Source organism: Bradyrhizobium sp. CCBAU 45384, from assembly GCF_028128665.1.
GTDB lineage: Bacteria > Pseudomonadota > Alphaproteobacteria > Rhizobiales > Xanthobacteraceae > Bradyrhizobium > Bradyrhizobium manausense.
In genome coordinates this window covers 128,794-144,414 of sequence record NZ_LBIZ01000111.1, presented here as the reverse complement: position 1 = coordinate 144,414, position 15,621 = coordinate 128,794, and the positions used below count along the sequence as shown (strand labels likewise).

General features: G+C 62.7%; 14 protein-coding genes. 2 read left to right on the top strand and 12 right to left on the bottom strand.

The features are described from left to right. Positions 1–29: 29 nt before the first annotated feature. The 4 genes from XH80_RS22740 to XH80_RS22725 all read right to left on the bottom strand — a co-directional run bounded on the left by XH80_RS22740 (position 30) and on the right by XH80_RS22725 (position 3,499). A complete protein-coding gene (locus XH80_RS22740) occupies positions 30–1,010 on the bottom strand; it encodes a beta-ketoacyl-ACP synthase III (RefSeq protein ID WP_271600484.1) in 981 nt (326 codons plus the stop codon). Continuing rightward, a complete protein-coding gene (gene plsX / locus XH80_RS22735; protein WP_271600483.1) occupies positions 1,007–2,068 on the bottom strand; it encodes a phosphate acyltransferase PlsX in 1,062 nt (353 codons plus the stop codon). Before plsX ends, XH80_RS22740 begins: the two co-directional genes overlap by 4 nt. 298 nt (positions 2,069–2,366) lie before the next feature. Then, entirely contained in the window at positions 2,367–2,948 is a 582-nt protein-coding gene (locus XH80_RS22730) for a YceD family protein (protein WP_271600482.1), read from the bottom strand. Beyond that, positions 2,945–3,499, bottom strand: coding sequence for a ubiquinol-cytochrome C chaperone family protein (locus XH80_RS22725; RefSeq protein WP_271600481.1), 555 nt, complete (start codon positions 3,497–3,499; stop codon positions 2,945–2,947). The genes XH80_RS22730 and XH80_RS22725 overlap by 4 nt, the downstream gene beginning before the upstream one ends. Before the next feature lie 98 nt (positions 3,500–3,597). Here XH80_RS22725 and XH80_RS22720 point away from each other — a divergent pair, with 98 nt between their 5' ends. After that, positions 3,598–4,083 carry an outer membrane protein assembly factor BamE gene (locus XH80_RS22720; protein ID WP_220005319.1) on the top strand — a complete coding sequence of 162 codons (486 nt, stop codon included), beginning with the start codon at positions 3,598–3,600 and terminating at the stop codon, positions 4,081–4,083. A 128-nt stretch (positions 4,084–4,211) separates the two neighbouring features. After that, on the top strand, positions 4,212–5,225 hold the full coding sequence (locus XH80_RS22715; RefSeq protein WP_271600480.1) for a Bug family tripartite tricarboxylate transporter substrate binding protein: 1,014 nt from the start codon (positions 4,212–4,214) through the stop codon (positions 5,223–5,225). A gap of 278 nt (positions 5,226–5,503) precedes the next feature. Here XH80_RS22715 and XH80_RS22710 read toward each other — a convergent pair whose 3' ends face one another. From XH80_RS22710 to XH80_RS22675, 8 genes are all read right to left on the bottom strand, one after another. Then, positions 5,504–6,694 (bottom strand): FIST N-terminal domain-containing protein, encoded by a 1,191-nt coding sequence (locus XH80_RS22710; protein WP_271600479.1) that lies wholly within the window; start codon positions 6,692–6,694, stop codon positions 5,504–5,506. Between the two features lie 113 nt (positions 6,695–6,807). Further along, on the bottom strand, positions 6,808–7,863 hold the full coding sequence (locus tag XH80_RS22705; protein ID WP_271600582.1) for an alpha/beta fold hydrolase: 1,056 nt from the start codon (positions 7,861–7,863) through the stop codon (positions 6,808–6,810). Positions 7,864–7,886: 23 nt separating this feature from the next. Then, on the bottom strand, positions 7,887–9,536 hold the full coding sequence (locus XH80_RS22700) for a flavin-containing monooxygenase (protein ID WP_271600478.1): 1,650 nt from the start codon (positions 9,534–9,536) through the stop codon (positions 7,887–7,889). 134 nt (positions 9,537–9,670) lie between these two features. Continuing rightward, complete coding sequence (locus tag XH80_RS22695) at positions 9,671–10,558, bottom strand: helix-turn-helix domain-containing protein (RefSeq protein WP_271600477.1); 888 nt, start codon at positions 10,556–10,558, stop codon at positions 9,671–9,673. Between the two features lie 362 nt (positions 10,559–10,920). Next, positions 10,921–11,193 (bottom strand): acyl carrier protein, encoded by a 273-nt coding sequence (locus XH80_RS22690; protein WP_271600476.1) that lies wholly within the window; start codon positions 11,191–11,193, stop codon positions 10,921–10,923. Further along, a complete protein-coding gene (locus XH80_RS22685) occupies positions 11,190–12,668 on the bottom strand; it encodes a hypothetical protein (protein ID WP_271600475.1) in 1,479 nt (492 codons plus the stop codon). The genes XH80_RS22690 and XH80_RS22685 overlap by 4 nt, the downstream gene beginning before the upstream one ends. A 35-nt stretch (positions 12,669–12,703) precedes the next feature. Then, a complete protein-coding gene (locus XH80_RS22680) occupies positions 12,704–14,254 on the bottom strand; it encodes an amino acid adenylation domain-containing protein (protein WP_271600474.1) in 1,551 nt (516 codons plus the stop codon). A 2-nt stretch (positions 14,255–14,256) separates the two neighbouring features. After that, positions 14,257–15,603: a class I SAM-dependent methyltransferase gene (locus XH80_RS22675; RefSeq protein ID WP_271600473.1), complete on the bottom strand. Its 1,347-nt coding sequence runs from the start codon at positions 15,601–15,603 to the stop codon at positions 14,257–14,259. Between the last annotated feature and the right edge of the window lie 18 nt (positions 15,604–15,621).

Below are 15,621 nucleotides of genomic sequence, written 5' to 3'. Positions count from 1 at the left end.
ATTCCGGCAAAACTTTATCTGATGTGGCTTTACCAGCGCACCAGCGCGGAGCCCCAGGTGAAGCCGCCGCCCATGGCTTCCAGGAGAACCATGTCGCCGCGCTTGATGCGGCCATCCTTGCGCGCCACCGCCAGCGCCAGCGGTATTGAGGCTGCCGAGGTGTTGCCGTGGCGGTCGACCGTCAAGACCACCTTCTCCGGCGCGATATGGAGCTTGTGGGCGGAAGCATCGATGATTCGCTTGTTGGCCTGGTGCGGCACGAACCAGTCGATGCTGTCGGCATTGAGCCCGGTTGCCTGGAAGGCGTCGACGATCACGTCGGTGATCATGCCGACCGCATGCTTGAAGACCTCGCGGCCCTCCATGCGCAGGTGACCGACCGTCTGGGTCGAGGACGGCCCGCCGTCGACGAACAGCTTGGCCTTGTGCCGGCCGTCGGAGCGCAGATGCGTCGTCACCACGCCACGGTCGGTGGCAGCCTTGCCCGGCTGCTCCTGCGCCTCCAGCACGACCGCGCCGGCGCCGTCGCCGAACAGCACGCAGGTGCCGCGGTCGTTCCAGTCGAGGATGCGCGAGAAGGTCTCGGCGCCGATCACCAGCGCGCGCTTGTAGGCGCCGGTGCGCAGGAAATTGTCGGCGGTCGCCAGCGCAAATACGAAGCCCGAGCACACCGCCTGCAGGTCGAAGGCCGCGCCGTGGTTGATGCCAAGCGCGTGCTGGACGGCGACGGCCGTTGCGGGGAAGGTGTTGTCAGGCGTCGAGGTCGCGAGCACGATCAGCTCGATCGACTGCGCATCCACGCCGGCATCGGCGAGCGCGGCCTGCGCCGCCTTGATCGCAAGATGCGAGGTGAATTCGCCCTCGGCGGCAATGTGCCGTTCGCGAATACCGGTGCGTTGCACGATCCATTCGTCGGACGTGTCGATACGCGCCGCCAACTGGGCGTTGGTCACCACCTGCTCCGGCAAATAAGAGCCGCAGCCGAGCACGACCGAACGAATCTGAGTCACGAAACAGCCTCCTGCGCGGTCTGCACGGAATTGAGTGCACCACCCTCGCGGTTGAGCATCTGATTGATCTTGTTCAGGAGATCGTAGTGAGCCATCTCATAGCCAACATCGATCGCATAGGCAAAGCCTTCGGCGTTGATTCCGCCGTGGCTCTTGACCACCAGTCCGTTGAGACCCAGCAACACGCCGCCATTCGACTTGTTCGGGTCCATCTTGTCGCGCAGGGCCTGGAAGGCATTGCGGGCAAACAGATAGCCGAGCTTGGCCAGCCAGCTCCGCTGAATCTCGTGACGGAGTAAGTCCGCCATCTGGCGCGCGGTTCCTTCGGCGGCCTTGAGCGCGATATTTCCGCTGTAGCCCTCGGTCACGATCACATCGGCCATGCCCTTGCCGATGCCGTCCCCCTCGACGAAGCCGATATATTCGAGTTCCGGCAGGTCCATCGCGCGCAGCATCTCGGCGGCCTCGCGGATCTCCTCGTGCCCCTTGATCTCCTCGGTCCCGATATTGAGCAGGCCGACCGTAGGGCGCTTCTTGTCGAACACCACGCTCACCATGGCTGCGCCCATCACCGCGAGCGCCACCAGATGGCGCGCATCGCCGCCGATGGTGGCGCCGAGATCGAGCACGACAGTCTGGCCGCGCGTGGTCGGCCATATCGCTGAAATGGCCGGGCGGTCGATGCCAGGCAGCGTGCGCAGATGGAACCGGGCCATCGCCATCAACGCGCCGGTGTTGCCGGCCGAGACCGCGACATCGGCCTCCCCCTTCTTCACCGCATCGATGGCGAGCCACATCGAGGAGGTTTTGCGGCCGCGCCGCAGGGCCTGGCTCGGTTTGTCCGAGCCGCTGACGGCAACGTCGGTGTGAATGATCCTCGAGACGGCCTTGAGCTGCGGATGCCGGTCGAGCTCGGGCTCGATCCTGGCGCGGTCCCCGACCAGCAGGAATTCGGTGTCCCGATGCCTCGCGAGGGAAATGGCTGCGCCTGGAATGACCACGGCAGCGCCGTCGTCGCCCCCCATGGCGTCCAGCGCGATGCGAACCTTGCTTGGCATAAAAGTCCCGGAAAACCTGGTCTGGTACGGTCCTGAACGGACGGGCCGCAAAATGGGTTCGCCATGGACATGGCGACCGGCCAAGCGCCACGCCGCACCCGGACCGGGGCGCGACAATAGCGTTTTGTTATCCCGAAACAACCTCTTGCCCCCAGCCTTTTGGACTAAGGGCGATCTGATCTCGGGCGCTCGAATTCACAGAAATATCATAATAATCAAATGGATGATGCGGACTTTCAAACCGGTCCGGCAAGGACCTCACACGACGCAGGACAGCGGTCTTACGGGGAATGCCCAGCTATTTGCGCTTCTTCTTGCCCTGCTTGTTGTCCTGGAGCGCCTTCAGCGCCGCGAACGGATGGTCCTCGGGATCAGGCGCGGCGACCTCTGCCTCAAACACGGCACCCGGCTTGCGGGGGTATGGATCGATCGCCAGGAACAGCGCATCGGTCGCAATCCGGCCGAGGTCGATGATGCCGTTGACGATCGCCTCGGGCGGATCGGCGACATCAGGCGGCCCCTCGTCGTCCTGCCCTTCCTCGATCAGATCCTCCAGCCGCCGCGTCTCGGCCTCCGGGGCAAAGGTCAGATCGACCTCCTCGTCAATCTCGCTCTCGATCGGATCGAGCGTGACAACGCAGTTCTGACCGATCCGGGCGCGCACCCGGCCCGTGACCTGGACCCGGCCGCCGCTCTTCGGCTCGACGTCGAAATCGGCATGGGCCGACAGAACGTCGCGCAGCCCCGCGACATCGGCCATGGCCTGGCGTTCCGCCGCCGAGGCTTCGAGCTCACGGTGAAGCCCCGTATCGGGAATTTGCGCCACTGTTATGGGTGAACGCCAGGGATCGGGCCCGGACCCGGTCATCGATCGGTTCATGACGTCTCATCCTCCCGAAGCGGCGCGCGAAATTTGAAGGAGCCTTGCAACAGGGCGGAATCGCCGGCCTGGCCGAGATCGGCATCAGCCGCCGCCGCGTAGCCGGCGAGCCGCCGCGCCTGATCCAGCCCTGAGCCATTCAAGATATTCTTGCAGACCGCCTGCGCCAGCGCCTCCGTGCCTGCCTCGATCGCCTGGTCGTAAGCCTGGACCCGGCCGTAAAACGCCTCGCCGAAGGCCCGCATTCGCTTCGGAACGGATTGGTCGCCCACGCCCATCTCGCGCAGATTGTCGTCCATATCCTCGCAAAAGCGGTCGAACAGGGCCTGCGACAACTCCGCACCGCCCTGGACGACAGCCCGCAGCCGCCGCAGCAACAGCCAGAGGTGCAGGAGTAACAGGTCGAAACGGCCGTTAACCGTATCAGGCACGCCCAAGTCCCGGTAAAATATGGGTTCTCGCGCCTGCGTCACGATCATGCCATAGATGGCTTCAATGGTGCCGGCCGGGGCGAGCCGGGGTTTCCTGAAGTGATTGAACGGCCAAAGCATTGTGGTTTCCGCAAGCGGGCGCGCGCGAGTTGCATTCAGACGCCCAGCCCGGTACTTCAGCGCCTCGCGCGACGCAAGGGGACGGAATCAGTTCCGCTATGACGATAACGAACCAGACCAGCCTGCGCGCAACCCGGCGGCGCGGCCTTAACGCATGCTGGCGCGGCCTGCGCATGCTCGCGGCCGTGACCCTGGTTGGCGCCGCGCTCGCAGGCTGCACCGGCGAGCAGTTCCAGAAGGGCTACATCCTGCCGCCGGGTGCGCTCGAGCAGATTCCGATCGGCGCGAGCCAGGACCAGGTGCTGATCGTGATGGGCACCCCCTCCACCGTCGCGACCCTGGACGGCGAGGTGTTCTATTATATCTCGCAGCGCTCGGAGCGCCCCGTCGCCTTCATGAATCAGAAGGTGGTCGACCAGCGCGTGATCGCGATCTATTTCGACAAGAACCGGCGCGTGCGCCGGCTTGCGAATTACGGCCTGCAGGACGGCAAGATCTTCGACTCCATCAGCCGGACCACGCCGACCTCGGGCCAGGAGATGAGCTACCTCACGCCGCTGTTCAAGCTGCTCAGCTTCAACTGAGATCGAGCTGATCTGTCTGCCTGCGGCGTCGTGACGCTCTCCGCACGACGCGCAGCGTCGCCCGCGACTTGCCGTTGCGCACCAGGTTCCCTACGCTCCCAGCAAAACAAGAAGCCGGGAGTGGATTCGTGCCCAAGAGACTTCAGAACAGATTGTTGTCCCGTCGTCGCGTGCTTGCGGGGGCCGCGGGCCTCTCGGCCGCAGCGATCCTGCCGCGATCCAGCCTCGCCGACTGGAAGCCGACCGAGAACGTCCGCATCATCGTGCCGGCCGCGGCCGGCGGCTCGACCGACGTAATGGGCCGGCTCCTGGCTGCGCATCTGCAAACCGCCTGGGGCCAATCGGCCGTGGTGGAAAACCGCTCCGGCGGCGGCGGCACGATCGGGACCGCCGAGGCCGTGCGCGCCAAGCCGGATGGTCACACCATCCTGATCGGCAACCCCGGCCCGAACGCGATCGCCTACAGCATCTTCAAAAACCTCACCTACAAGCCGGACCAGCTCCAGCCGGTCTCCAACATGATCCGGATCCCCAACATCGCGTCGGCGCATCCGAAGACCGGCATCAAGTCGGTTTCTGAGCTGATCGCCTATCTGAAGGCCAATCCGGACAAGCTGAGCTACGCCTCATCAGGCGTCGGCCAGAGCCCCCACCTCACCGGCGCCTGGTTCCTCCAGCTCACCGGGCTGAAGATGACGCACATTCCGTTCCGCGGCGCCGGCCCCGCGCTCCAGGCCGCGCTCGCCGGTGACATCCAGGTCCTGTTCGACAATCTCTATCCGAGCCTGCCGCAGGTGCAGAACGGCACGCTCAACGGCCTCTGCGTCACCACGACAGAACGCAGCGAGCTCGCACCAAACTTGCCGACCATGCGCGAGAGCGCGCCGGAGCTTGCGAATTTCGACGTGTCGTCCTGGTTCGCGGTGTTTCTGCCGAAAGGCGTGCCTGCGCCCGTGCTCGAGGCGCTCAATCTCCAGGTCAAGGCGATGCTGGAGCGCGACGACATCAGGAAGAACATCGCCGCCATGGGGGCGCGCGCCGACTACGGCACGCCGCAGCAGTTCGCGGACTTCGTGGAGGCCGAGACGAAGAAATTCGCCGGCATCATCCAGAAGGAAGGATTGCAAATGGACGTGCAGTGACGCTTCGCTGCGCTCGTAATGACGGGATGAGAGATATCGCCGACCGAACAAAAGCGCCACGGGGTTTTGTCTCGTGTGGTTTGCGCCGCTCAGTGCGCCAACACGCCCCCTCCGACAAAAAGTGAAAAACAACCCCATGCACAGTAGAGGCACCTCGCAGCCTGGCACGGTGTCCATGCGATCAAGCTATTGCCGCGTCGAGGAAATGTGCGGCAAGGTTGGCCAACGCGCAGAAATCGCCCAGCAATTGCAGTTCGAGGTCAGGAAATATTCGTATTTTACGAATTTCCATTGACGCGTCGGGCAAAACAGCGTTCCTGCTTCGCACGGGGCGTGCCGATCGCCACACCGGTGAGCGTCCCGTTTATGTGCATCGGGCCATACAGTTCACCATAGGTATTGCATCCAAACACGCGATGGGCCCGGTACAGTTCGGACATGTCGCGATCGCATTGATGCTCGACGCCCAAGCGCCTCTGAACGGACTCGAAACCGATGTAGAGAGAGACCTCCCCGATTTCTTCCTGGATTTGCGCGAAAAGATCGCTGGTCGGATCGATCGGGTCACGCAGCGTGGCCACTGTAAACACGAGGCCTTTGTCAATGGCGGCGGCGAAATGTAGCGTGCCGTCCGCATCGACCCGGCGTATCGAGCGCGCGTAATACGCATCGCCGATCCGTACGAGCACTGGATGGGATGCAAATGCAGTCACATCGAGTACGCCGCCGGCGAGGCCGGCCATGCGAGAATACTCGGCTGCTGCGGGCTCGGCATTCAATTCGCTGACAGTGCGTCGATCTGGATCAGCCTCCGTTACGACCATCTTTTCCGTGCTGGGCTCGCAAGTGTCGCAAGAGAAGATGAGGAACGGCAGCGACGTCCTAAACACAAGGAGCACCGCCGCATCTGTATGGGCGCGGCCCCCGAAGTAGACCCAGCTACGCTCAAATCGCAGGCCATCTGCGGCCGAGCCGCCAACCAACGGGATATGATCAAGCGAGGCATGCACCGCGGCCAATACGACTTCTTCCCGCTGGCACATGCCATCGATGAGCAAGAGCCCGAAACAGCGCTCGCCATCGGCATTGCCGTCTTGTCGGAAGAAGCGATGCCGAATATCTGGGCCAATAGTGCTGTTGTCTTCGATGCGAAAATCCGAGAGCCCCAGGATGGGGTGAGCAGTCACGTCGAAGTCGGCAGCGCTGAAGGCGAGCGCGACGATGCTGTTTTCATCCCATCCGTTCAGCGCAATCTCGCCGGCGGTCGTGCAACCGAAGACTGGCGTGCCAATGAAGCGGGCTGTCATTTCGGCCGCAAACCGTTGCGGGTCGTAACAAGGCGAAACAAACACGAGAACCGCTGCAAGCCCACTGGCCGGGAGAACGCTTGCCAGTTCCGCCGCCGCACCCGCGGGGGTAGACGCTTTCGTCTCGACCGCTACAACACCAGATGGGCATCGATTGAGCATCGGAGTGAGAAGCCTGACTGCTGAAGCGCGATGAATTCCGATTGAATCATCATCGCGCTTTGGTTCTCTGATTGAGCTTGATCCCTTCGAAAGGCGGCTACGAATGCGACCGTTCAGTTTACTCGTGTGGCAAGCAACTCGTGCAGGTTAGCGTCGAGCTGTGCGAGCATCTGCGGATCGGTGCCGAATAGACCCAGGTGCCCGTCGATGCTGGCCAGCGGGCGGAACTCGCTTCCCGGAATGAGCCGCTGCTCGGCCTCGCAATCGGCCGGCGGGAAGAACATGTCGTGACTGATCGGCATCACAAATGTCTTCGCCTTTATACGCCCGAGAGCAGCAGCAAGGTCGCCCTCGGCGTTGCGACTGACGTCGCCGCGCTGCCACTTCCACGCCATGGACAGCAGATTGTTCGGGTCCATCGGCGCGAAGTATCCGGTCATAAAGGTGTCGACAAAGGCCTCCACGGTTTCGAAACCCAGCGCCTTGTGCCTGTTGGCGCGGAAGAAGTCGGTGCTCCAACCCATCACGGTCCAGAGCTTCGCCTGTCGCTTGAGGCCCGCGGCAACGTCGGCCGGCGAGTCGTAGCGTCCTTCGCGGAAGCCCGGATCGGTCGTGATTGCCTCATTCAGTGTCTCTGCGAAGAGGAAGTCGTGCTCGGTATTCTTCGCCGTACCGGCGATCGGCGCCGCGCGCTTGACGAATTCCGGATAGCGCACGGCCCACTCGTAGGTCTGCTGCGCGCCCATCGAGCCGCCGACCACGAGTGCCAGGCTCTTAAGCCCGAAGTTTTCGGTCAACAGCCGATGCTGGGCGCGAACGTCGTCGGCGATGCGGATCTTTGGGAAATTTGGTCCAGCCATCGCCCCACTGGCGTTGTGCGGCGATGTCGACAATCCGCTGCCGATCTGGTTGACCACGATGATGAAGTACTTCGCAGGATCGAGCGCCCGGCCCGCGCCGATATAGGCCTGCTCCATGATCTTGCTCGTGCCCGAATACCAGGTGGGAACGAGAATGGCGTTATCCTTCGCAGCGTTGAGCGCGCCGTGTGTAGCGACGGCGAGTTTGCAGTTGGGAATGGTGCCGCCATCCTCGAGCGGCAGGTCGCCGATGTCGATCATCTCGTAGGGGCCGTGGCCTTCAGGCCCGTAATAGGGATTGTTGCTCATTTGAATTTTCCTTCGGACTGGAGTCAGTTCATCGCGAGACCGGGATAGCCGTTGGCGGCCAGCTCGTCGCATTGTCTGTTGTAGTTGCCGACGCCTCCGATATAGGACAACAGCCGGCGCGGCTTGCCGTCGACGTTGGAGCCCATGTACCAAGAGTCGGTTTTGATCACGAGCGTCGCGGCAGCGGTGTCGTCATGGTGCTTCACCCAATTGTCCTCGAACTCCCGCGTGGCCTCGATGGTTTGCTTGCCTTGCGTTCGCGCGTAGCCGATGCAGTCGGTGATCCAGTCAACTTGCTGCTGCAGACAAGTGGTCATGTTGCAGAGTGCCGCTGAAGGTGCGAGCGGCGCGCCTGTCGTAAACAAGTTCGGATAGCCATGGACCTGGAGGCCCATGGCGGTACGAATCTCCTGCTTCCATTGTTCCTTCAGCGAACGACCGTCGCGGCCGCGGAAGTCGATCCGGCTCAGCGCGCCGGATCCGGCGTCGAAACCGACAGCGAGGATAATGACGTCGACTTCGTGAACCTTACCGTCGGAGGTTTGGATACCCTCCGGTACGATGCACTCGATCGGCGTGGACCGGCAGTCGATTGCTTCGACGTTGTCCTGCAGATAGACCTCGAGATAGCCGTTCTCGAGCGGCACGCGATGCGTGCCGAAGCCATAGTCAGAAGGGATCAGGAGGTTGCACAGTTTCGGGTCGTTGCGCAGGCGCTCACGCATCTTGCCCCGTACGAAGTCGGACACGACGGCGCTGACCGATTCGTCGAAGAACATCTCCGGGAAGGTCGCGAGCCACATCGATAGCGAGCCTTCTTTCCAGAACTTTTCCAGCACTTCCGTGCGCTCTCCGGGCGTCAGCTCCGCCCAGGGACGGTTCTCGAAGTCGTAATGGAAGCCGGCGAAGGTCGAACGGACGCGCTTCTTCAGGTCGTGGAATTGACTGGCCCAAACGTCCCATTCGGCCTGGCTGTATCGCGGATTTTTCATCGGCACCACGTATTGCGGCGTCCGCACGAAGATCTTCATTTCGGCCACGTCTGAGGCGATGGTCTGGATGACCTGGATGCCGGTCGCACCGGTGCCGACCACCGCGACGCGCTTACCTTTGAGATCGACGCCGGCCTTCGGCCATCGTCCCGTATGGTGGATCTCACCTCGGAACGTCGACTGGCCGGGAAAGCGGTCGACGAGCGGGGCCGAGAGCATGCCGCAACAGGCGAGGACGTACTGAGTGTCGATCTTCTCGCCAGCGTCCGTCGTGACCGTCCAGCGGCCGTCCTTCTCGCGATAGTGCGCTGAGGCGATGCGGCTGTTGAATTGAATGTCCTTTTTCAAGTCGAGGTGATCCGCGACGAAGTTCAGCCAGCGTTCGGTCTCCGGCTGCGCGGGAAATCGTTCGCTCGGCTTCCAGGCCCTGTACAGATCTTCGGAGAACCAATATTGGTAGACCTCGACCTGGGAGTCGAAGCGCGCCCCCGGATAGCGATTCCAGTACCAGGTGCCCCCCACCCCCGATGCCGTATCGTAGGCGCGGACGTTCAGTCCCATTTCGCGCAGGCGATACAACTGATAGAGACCGGCGATACCGGCGCCAATGACCAGCGCGTCCAACCGCGTTGTCGGTGCGTCCGCACGCGACGCATGTGTCGGCTCCAACAAGGTGCCCATAACGTTTCCCCTCTTTTGTATCGGCCGCTTGAGCGACCGAATGACCATTCGGCGTGGGGAGGAACGTTAGAAGCGACGTGCAGCCTCGTCTTGAATGAACCGGTGAGTCTGTTGAAGGATCAGGTGAAGGAGCGCTAGCGAGAGCTGTCGTCCCTCAGGGCGGCCGGCGTCCGCCCCAGCCGTGCGCGCATGACGCGTGTCAAATGGGCCTGATCGGCGAAGCCACATTCCGACGCGATCGCCTTCAGCGGCAATCGACCAAGAGCCAGCATCTGCTGCGCTTTTTCGAGCCGGCGATCGACGACGTATTGGTGGGGGCTACTCTGAAACGAGGCGCGAAAGCGTTTCCCGAACGTCCATACGCCCATCGAGGCGACTTCGGCGAGTTCCTCGAGCGAGAGCGCCTGATCGATTCGGGCCTCGATGTAGTCGACGATGCGCTTGCGTGTTGCCGGCGGCAGCTCGCCCCTGCCCGACTTGTCGACAAACTGAACCGATGCAAAGTTGCGAAGCAGATTGACGACAAGCTGCGTGCTCAACGCGTCGACGTATAACGCACCGCCGATGCCCTTGCCGCCGGCTTCGCGAGATATGGCCTCGACGACTTCGGTCACGATCGAGCTTTGCGTGCGCAATATGTCGTGTAGCCGCACCGCAGCGATCGGTCGCTCGAGGACGTCGGCAGCCACGCGGGAAACCACGGCGTCCGAGAGATAAACATGCGAGACCTCAATCTGCTCGGTCCAGTGCCAGTGTGAGGCCTGCGAGCGCGTCAACAGCGAAACATCCCCCGGGTGACACTCAGTCCGGGTCCAGCGCCCCTCGAAACGCCGCTCCATCATAGTGCTGCCGCGCTTGTAAGAGACGATCATGAAATCGGCCATCGCGGGCACTGGGACGTCGAGACCACGATAGCGGTAAGTCCGCAGCTCAACACCCTTCCAGCCTTGACCGGTACTGCAGCGCAGCAGCTCGCCCGGTACCCACCGCGGAAGTTCTTCCGGTCGAATGAGCAGTGCCATGGGATTTTTCCATCGTCGCGGACTGACGGGCACCTGTACGAACTATTGTCAACAGCGGGTTTGTACGTGTCAAGCCGCCCTGAATGGGCGTGGCGCGCGCTCGCTGTATCCTCTGCACCGGGCGAGCCAACTTCAACGGCATGTGCACAAGCAGTTGCGGCAGATCCTTCCGGTTTTGGAAAGCAGCAATAGGCAGGAGACCTGCAGGCTTGAAACGCGACCAGGATATTGAGGTGACGGTGCTGGACTGTACCGCAATTCCCGTAATTCCGGCTTCATCCAGAAGGAGGGATTGCAGATAGACGTGCGGTACTCGGGTGGTCAACGCTGTGCCGCACCTCCGACCTGTTTCCGGTCAGGTCTTAGGCAGGCTCGGCCGACGGCTGCTGCACCAGAGCGGCAATCGCCGAAATCGAGTCCAGGCGCGTCAGGTCGAAACCGATGTCGGAGAAATTGATCCCGTAATCGGTCTCGATGCTCATGATCAGCTCGACCGCGTCGAGGGAATCGAGACGCCCGCTGGTGAACAGCAGATCGTCGTCACTGAGCGGCGACATATCGCCCTTCATGATGAGGCGCTGCGTGATGTAGTGCCGCATCCGCGATCTGACTTCAGGGCGCTCTGTCGTGGTCATGTCGTGACTCCCAGGAGATAGAACAGGAATTCGGCGCGTTGCCAGAGCGAGTGCTCACGGTCCAACGGTGCATCAAAGATGTGGATGAGACAGAAGAAGCCGGAGACCCACAGGCAAGGCAGCAAGCGGCCGCGCAGCCACCCTCTCGGGGCCGGCTGCGGTACGCGGCGCATCTGCGAGAGCCCCACGCTGACAGCCAGGACGAACGTGTAGAACGCGTGGGATTGTTCGCCGACCACGGCGCGCCAAAGCCCCATCTCACCGACGAAGTGAATGTCGCGAATGAAATGGAACAGCAAATTGCCGATGCAGGCCGCAGCAAAGGTGGCGAAGAACATGCGAAGCCGGCGATGGCCGCGGAAACAGCGCACGAAGGTCGGGTAGAAGAAGTGATCGACCAGCAATTCCTTGTAGTAGAAGTAATAGCGGTTCCAGAACTCGGCGAGCGTCGCCGACTGCAGGGGACGATAGGTGTTGCGCAACAGCCGAAAGCCGGCAAGCCGCGCCGTTGCGACGATGACGCCGCCGAACACGGTCATGCTCAGCAGGTCGTCGACAAAAAAGACCACAACGCTTGCCCACCCCACCAGGCGTGGCTGCGGATGACCGGCGAGATATTGCAGCAGATTGTCGTCGAACATCGGAAGCCGCAACTGACCCTGGACGAGTTCGCCGAAGCAGATCTTGCCGATCGCCAGGATCAGGACCCAGGCCGCAAGCTTGACGCCCTTGAGCTGCGTGACCGCGAGCTCCTCCGGCGTCTTGGCCTCGAAACGACGAAGATAGGACAGTCCTTTCCCGAATGGGGTCAGCGTTGCTCCCCAGAAGGGATGAAAGACGCCGAGGTGCTGCCACACCGGAACTCGCTCCTTGGCCGCGTCGACCAGACCGTAGGCGAGGAACCACAGATATGGCTGGAACGTCATCAGGAACGACCAGAGCAGAACACGCGGCGTGCCGGCCGTGAAACTGGCCTGCGTTACGACAACAAGCGCCAGGAAAGCGACCAACAGGCCGAGCGTCGGGCGGCGGAGCACGATGGCTCCCGCCCCCTGCATGGCCAGCAATACGGAGAACAGCGCGAACGTTACGGCCACCATGGCCGCCGACACCAATGGCTGATCGATCCGGTCCGCGACGCCTTCGTCGATTGCGAGCCGGGCGAGAAACGTGCGGTCGACCAGGAAGCCGCTGCGCCAAAGCAGGAGCAAGGTCGCGAGAAAAATCAGGAGGCGCCGGTATCGCCCGGCGTAGGCGCAGGCCAGCGCCAGACCGGCGGCCGAGAAGTCGATGCCGATCTGCCAGAACAGCAGCGCCAGCAGCCCGACCCCGCAGCAAAGCAACACGCGTCCATGCGCTTCCTGCACACCCGCCACAAGCGTCGGGTCACGATCGATTTGAGGGATCAGCCGCCACGACGGCTTCGCGAGCACACCCGTGGCCGCACCATCATAGGGCTGGCTCTCGACGCTCATCGGACAACGCGCGTGGACGCTGCGGGCTGTGGCATCTACGAGGCCCTTGCGACGGCTTCACCAAGCAGTGACGCCACCGAACGCCGGTCTGCCTTGCCATTGGCGTTGACGGGAATGTGTTCCAGCCAGATGAACCTGCCCGGCACCATGTAGGCGGGAAGATGCGCGGCGCAGTGCTGGCGCAGCTCGCTCTCCGGCAGTCTTGCACCCGCATAGGCAGCCAGCAGCCGGCTTGCACCGCCGGCATCCTGAAGCACCACGGCGAGCGCGCGCGTGACGCCCTTGCACGCGACGAGGGCGTGATCGATCTCCTCGAGCTCGACCCGGTAGCCCCGAAGCTTGACCTGATTGTCGGCCCGGCCACGAAAGCGGAGCACACCGGATCCAGCCTCGGCCTCGACGAGATCTCCGCTGCGATAAAGGATCGATCGGTAGCCCTCGATCAAAGGATCCTGACGGAAGCGGCGGGCCGTCTCTTGCGGATTGTTGATGTAGCCAAGCGCAACGCCCGGACCTCCCAGCCACAGCTCGCCCGCGGTGCCCGCGGGAACGGGCTTCATGTCTTCGTCCAGAATCCGGTAGCTGAAATTGGGGTTGAGCTTCCCGAGGGGAGCCAACCCGTCGGAGGTATCGAAGGTGGATTCGACGATCTCGAAACCGCTACAGATGCAGCTGGTTTCCGTGGGGCCGTAGCAATTGATCAGCTTCGCCTTGCCGGCAAACGCGTCATAGAACCGGCGAAGCCGCGCCAGCGGAAATCCCTCGCCGCCGAACATGAACCGGCTGACGCTTGGCAGCCAATCGGGACTCAGCAGGTGCATGGAGTCCAGGAACATGAACAGCGTCGGCACGGCGAAGAAGAACGTGCACTGATGCTTCGTGATCTCCGACACCAGCGCCGCGGGCGGACGTCCCTTCAGCGCGTCGAGCGCAACGATCGCCGCGCCGTTGAGCAATCCGGCGTAGATATCGAAGACCGAATTATCGAAGTAGATCGGATTGACGTTCGTCAGCCGGTCGCCGGGTCCGATGCCAAGATCGTGCTTCGCCCAATCGATCAGGTGCAGCACTCCTTGATGGGGGATGACCACGCCCTTCGGTTCACCGGTCGACCCCGACGTGAACATCACGTAGGCGGGATCAACCCCGGTGATCACAGCGGTTAGCGGCAGGTTCGAATCGTCAAGGCGCGACACAACATCGCGCAGGGCCGCGCGCGCATCGGCATCGCCGATCAATGCGCGGCTGCCAACTCCCTCGCGCACGCTGACGATCAGCGCCGGGCGGCATCGCTCCAGCATCAGTCGGGCGCGCTCCGCGGGAGCGGCCGGATCCAGGAACGCGTACGGCGCTCCGATCTTGATGCAAGCCATGGCGAGCGCATAAGCTTCGACCATCTTCGGCAGCTCGAGACAGACGACGGCGCCCTTGTCCACGCCCTGCGATGTCAGCCATCGCGCCAGCCGGTTTGCGAACTTGTTGAGCTCGGCAAAGGTGAGGCTGTCGCCTTCGCAGATCAGGGCGACGGCCTCCGGCGAGGCCGCGGCAACCGCTTCGAAATGCAGCGCCAGATTATGGGCGACCATCGCTATGCCTCGACCCGCTCATGGTTGGCAGCATCATCAGGCACGATCGACGGCGCCGGCATGATGGCGGCAAAATCGCGCTGGCTCAGTGCAATCACGGCCGCAGGCAATGTCTCCTGGCGGAATTGCCCTCGCAACGCATCGCTGAGCTCCATGCCGAGTTGCTGGAGGAACGCCGCGGCCATCGGGTCGGTCGCCAACGCCCTCCCCGCCCTGATCCAGGGTTCCGTTTGCGGGGCGAGGTCACGGCTCTTGCCGCGCGCAGAAGCAGCCTCGGGATCGACGCGCAGCACCGCATCGTACCGATACCGGGTCAGCTCGTAGCTCGATCCGCGCTTGAGCTGGATCTCGGCTCCCGAAATCTGCGGGATGAATTCGGGGATGCCTTTGAAGTACTCGGGGTGGATCACCAGTTCGCGATCCTGGGCGATCGCCAGCATGATCTTGCGCTCCAGCGATGCCGGGGTGACACCCGACGGGGCTTTTGCGGATTGGACCTCACGGTGAAAGACCGGCAAGAGCTCGAGGTTGCGAACATCACCGACGAAGATGTGGCCACCAGGAGCCACCAGCTTGACGGCCTGCTCCAGGACCCTGTGCAGATATTCGATGCCGGGGAAGTACTGCACGACGGAGTTGATCACCACCGCATCGAACGATTGCGGCGACAAGCCGCTGCTGTCAGTGGCCTCCCGCTCGAGAAATTTGACATGCCGAAGCTCGGCCTTCGACTGCGCGAACGCGCGCAATCGGTGAACAGCGACCGGTGAGAGATCGGTCCCGCAATACACCTCACACCCAGGCGCGAGCCTTTCGACGAGCAACCCAACCCCGCACCCGACCTCCAATATCCGCCTCGCACCGAGAGAGCGAATACGCTCGATCGTGCAATCCAGCCAATCGATCATCTCGGTTTCGGGAATGGGCTTGTTGGTGAAATTGCTGGTCCAGCCCACGAACGACGGCGCGACACTGTCAGGGCCATGGCGGTACACCTGATCGAAAGCCCGACGCCATTGCGTCACCCTGCGATCGGTTTCGGCCTGAAGGTGTTTCGACTTGCCTGCGCTCAGGCGGTCAGGAGCAACGGCCGCGAACGCGACCTTGAAGGGGCGGCCATCGGCGCTCTCCTCGGCGCAGATGACAGCATCCGTCACGTCCGGATGCGCCGTCAGTGCACGCTCAATCTCGTTCATTGGGGGTGCACGCAACCGAACCTCCTCTTGCAGCCAGCCGCCAGGGCAACGAGCGCCGGAACATGTTGAGAGCGCATCGCGCCGTAGACGGGATGAGAGGACCCAAACGTGCGTGCTACGGAAATTCGCTAAAATGCCGCCAAAGCCTCGCAAGATTCTAGAATGCAGCGG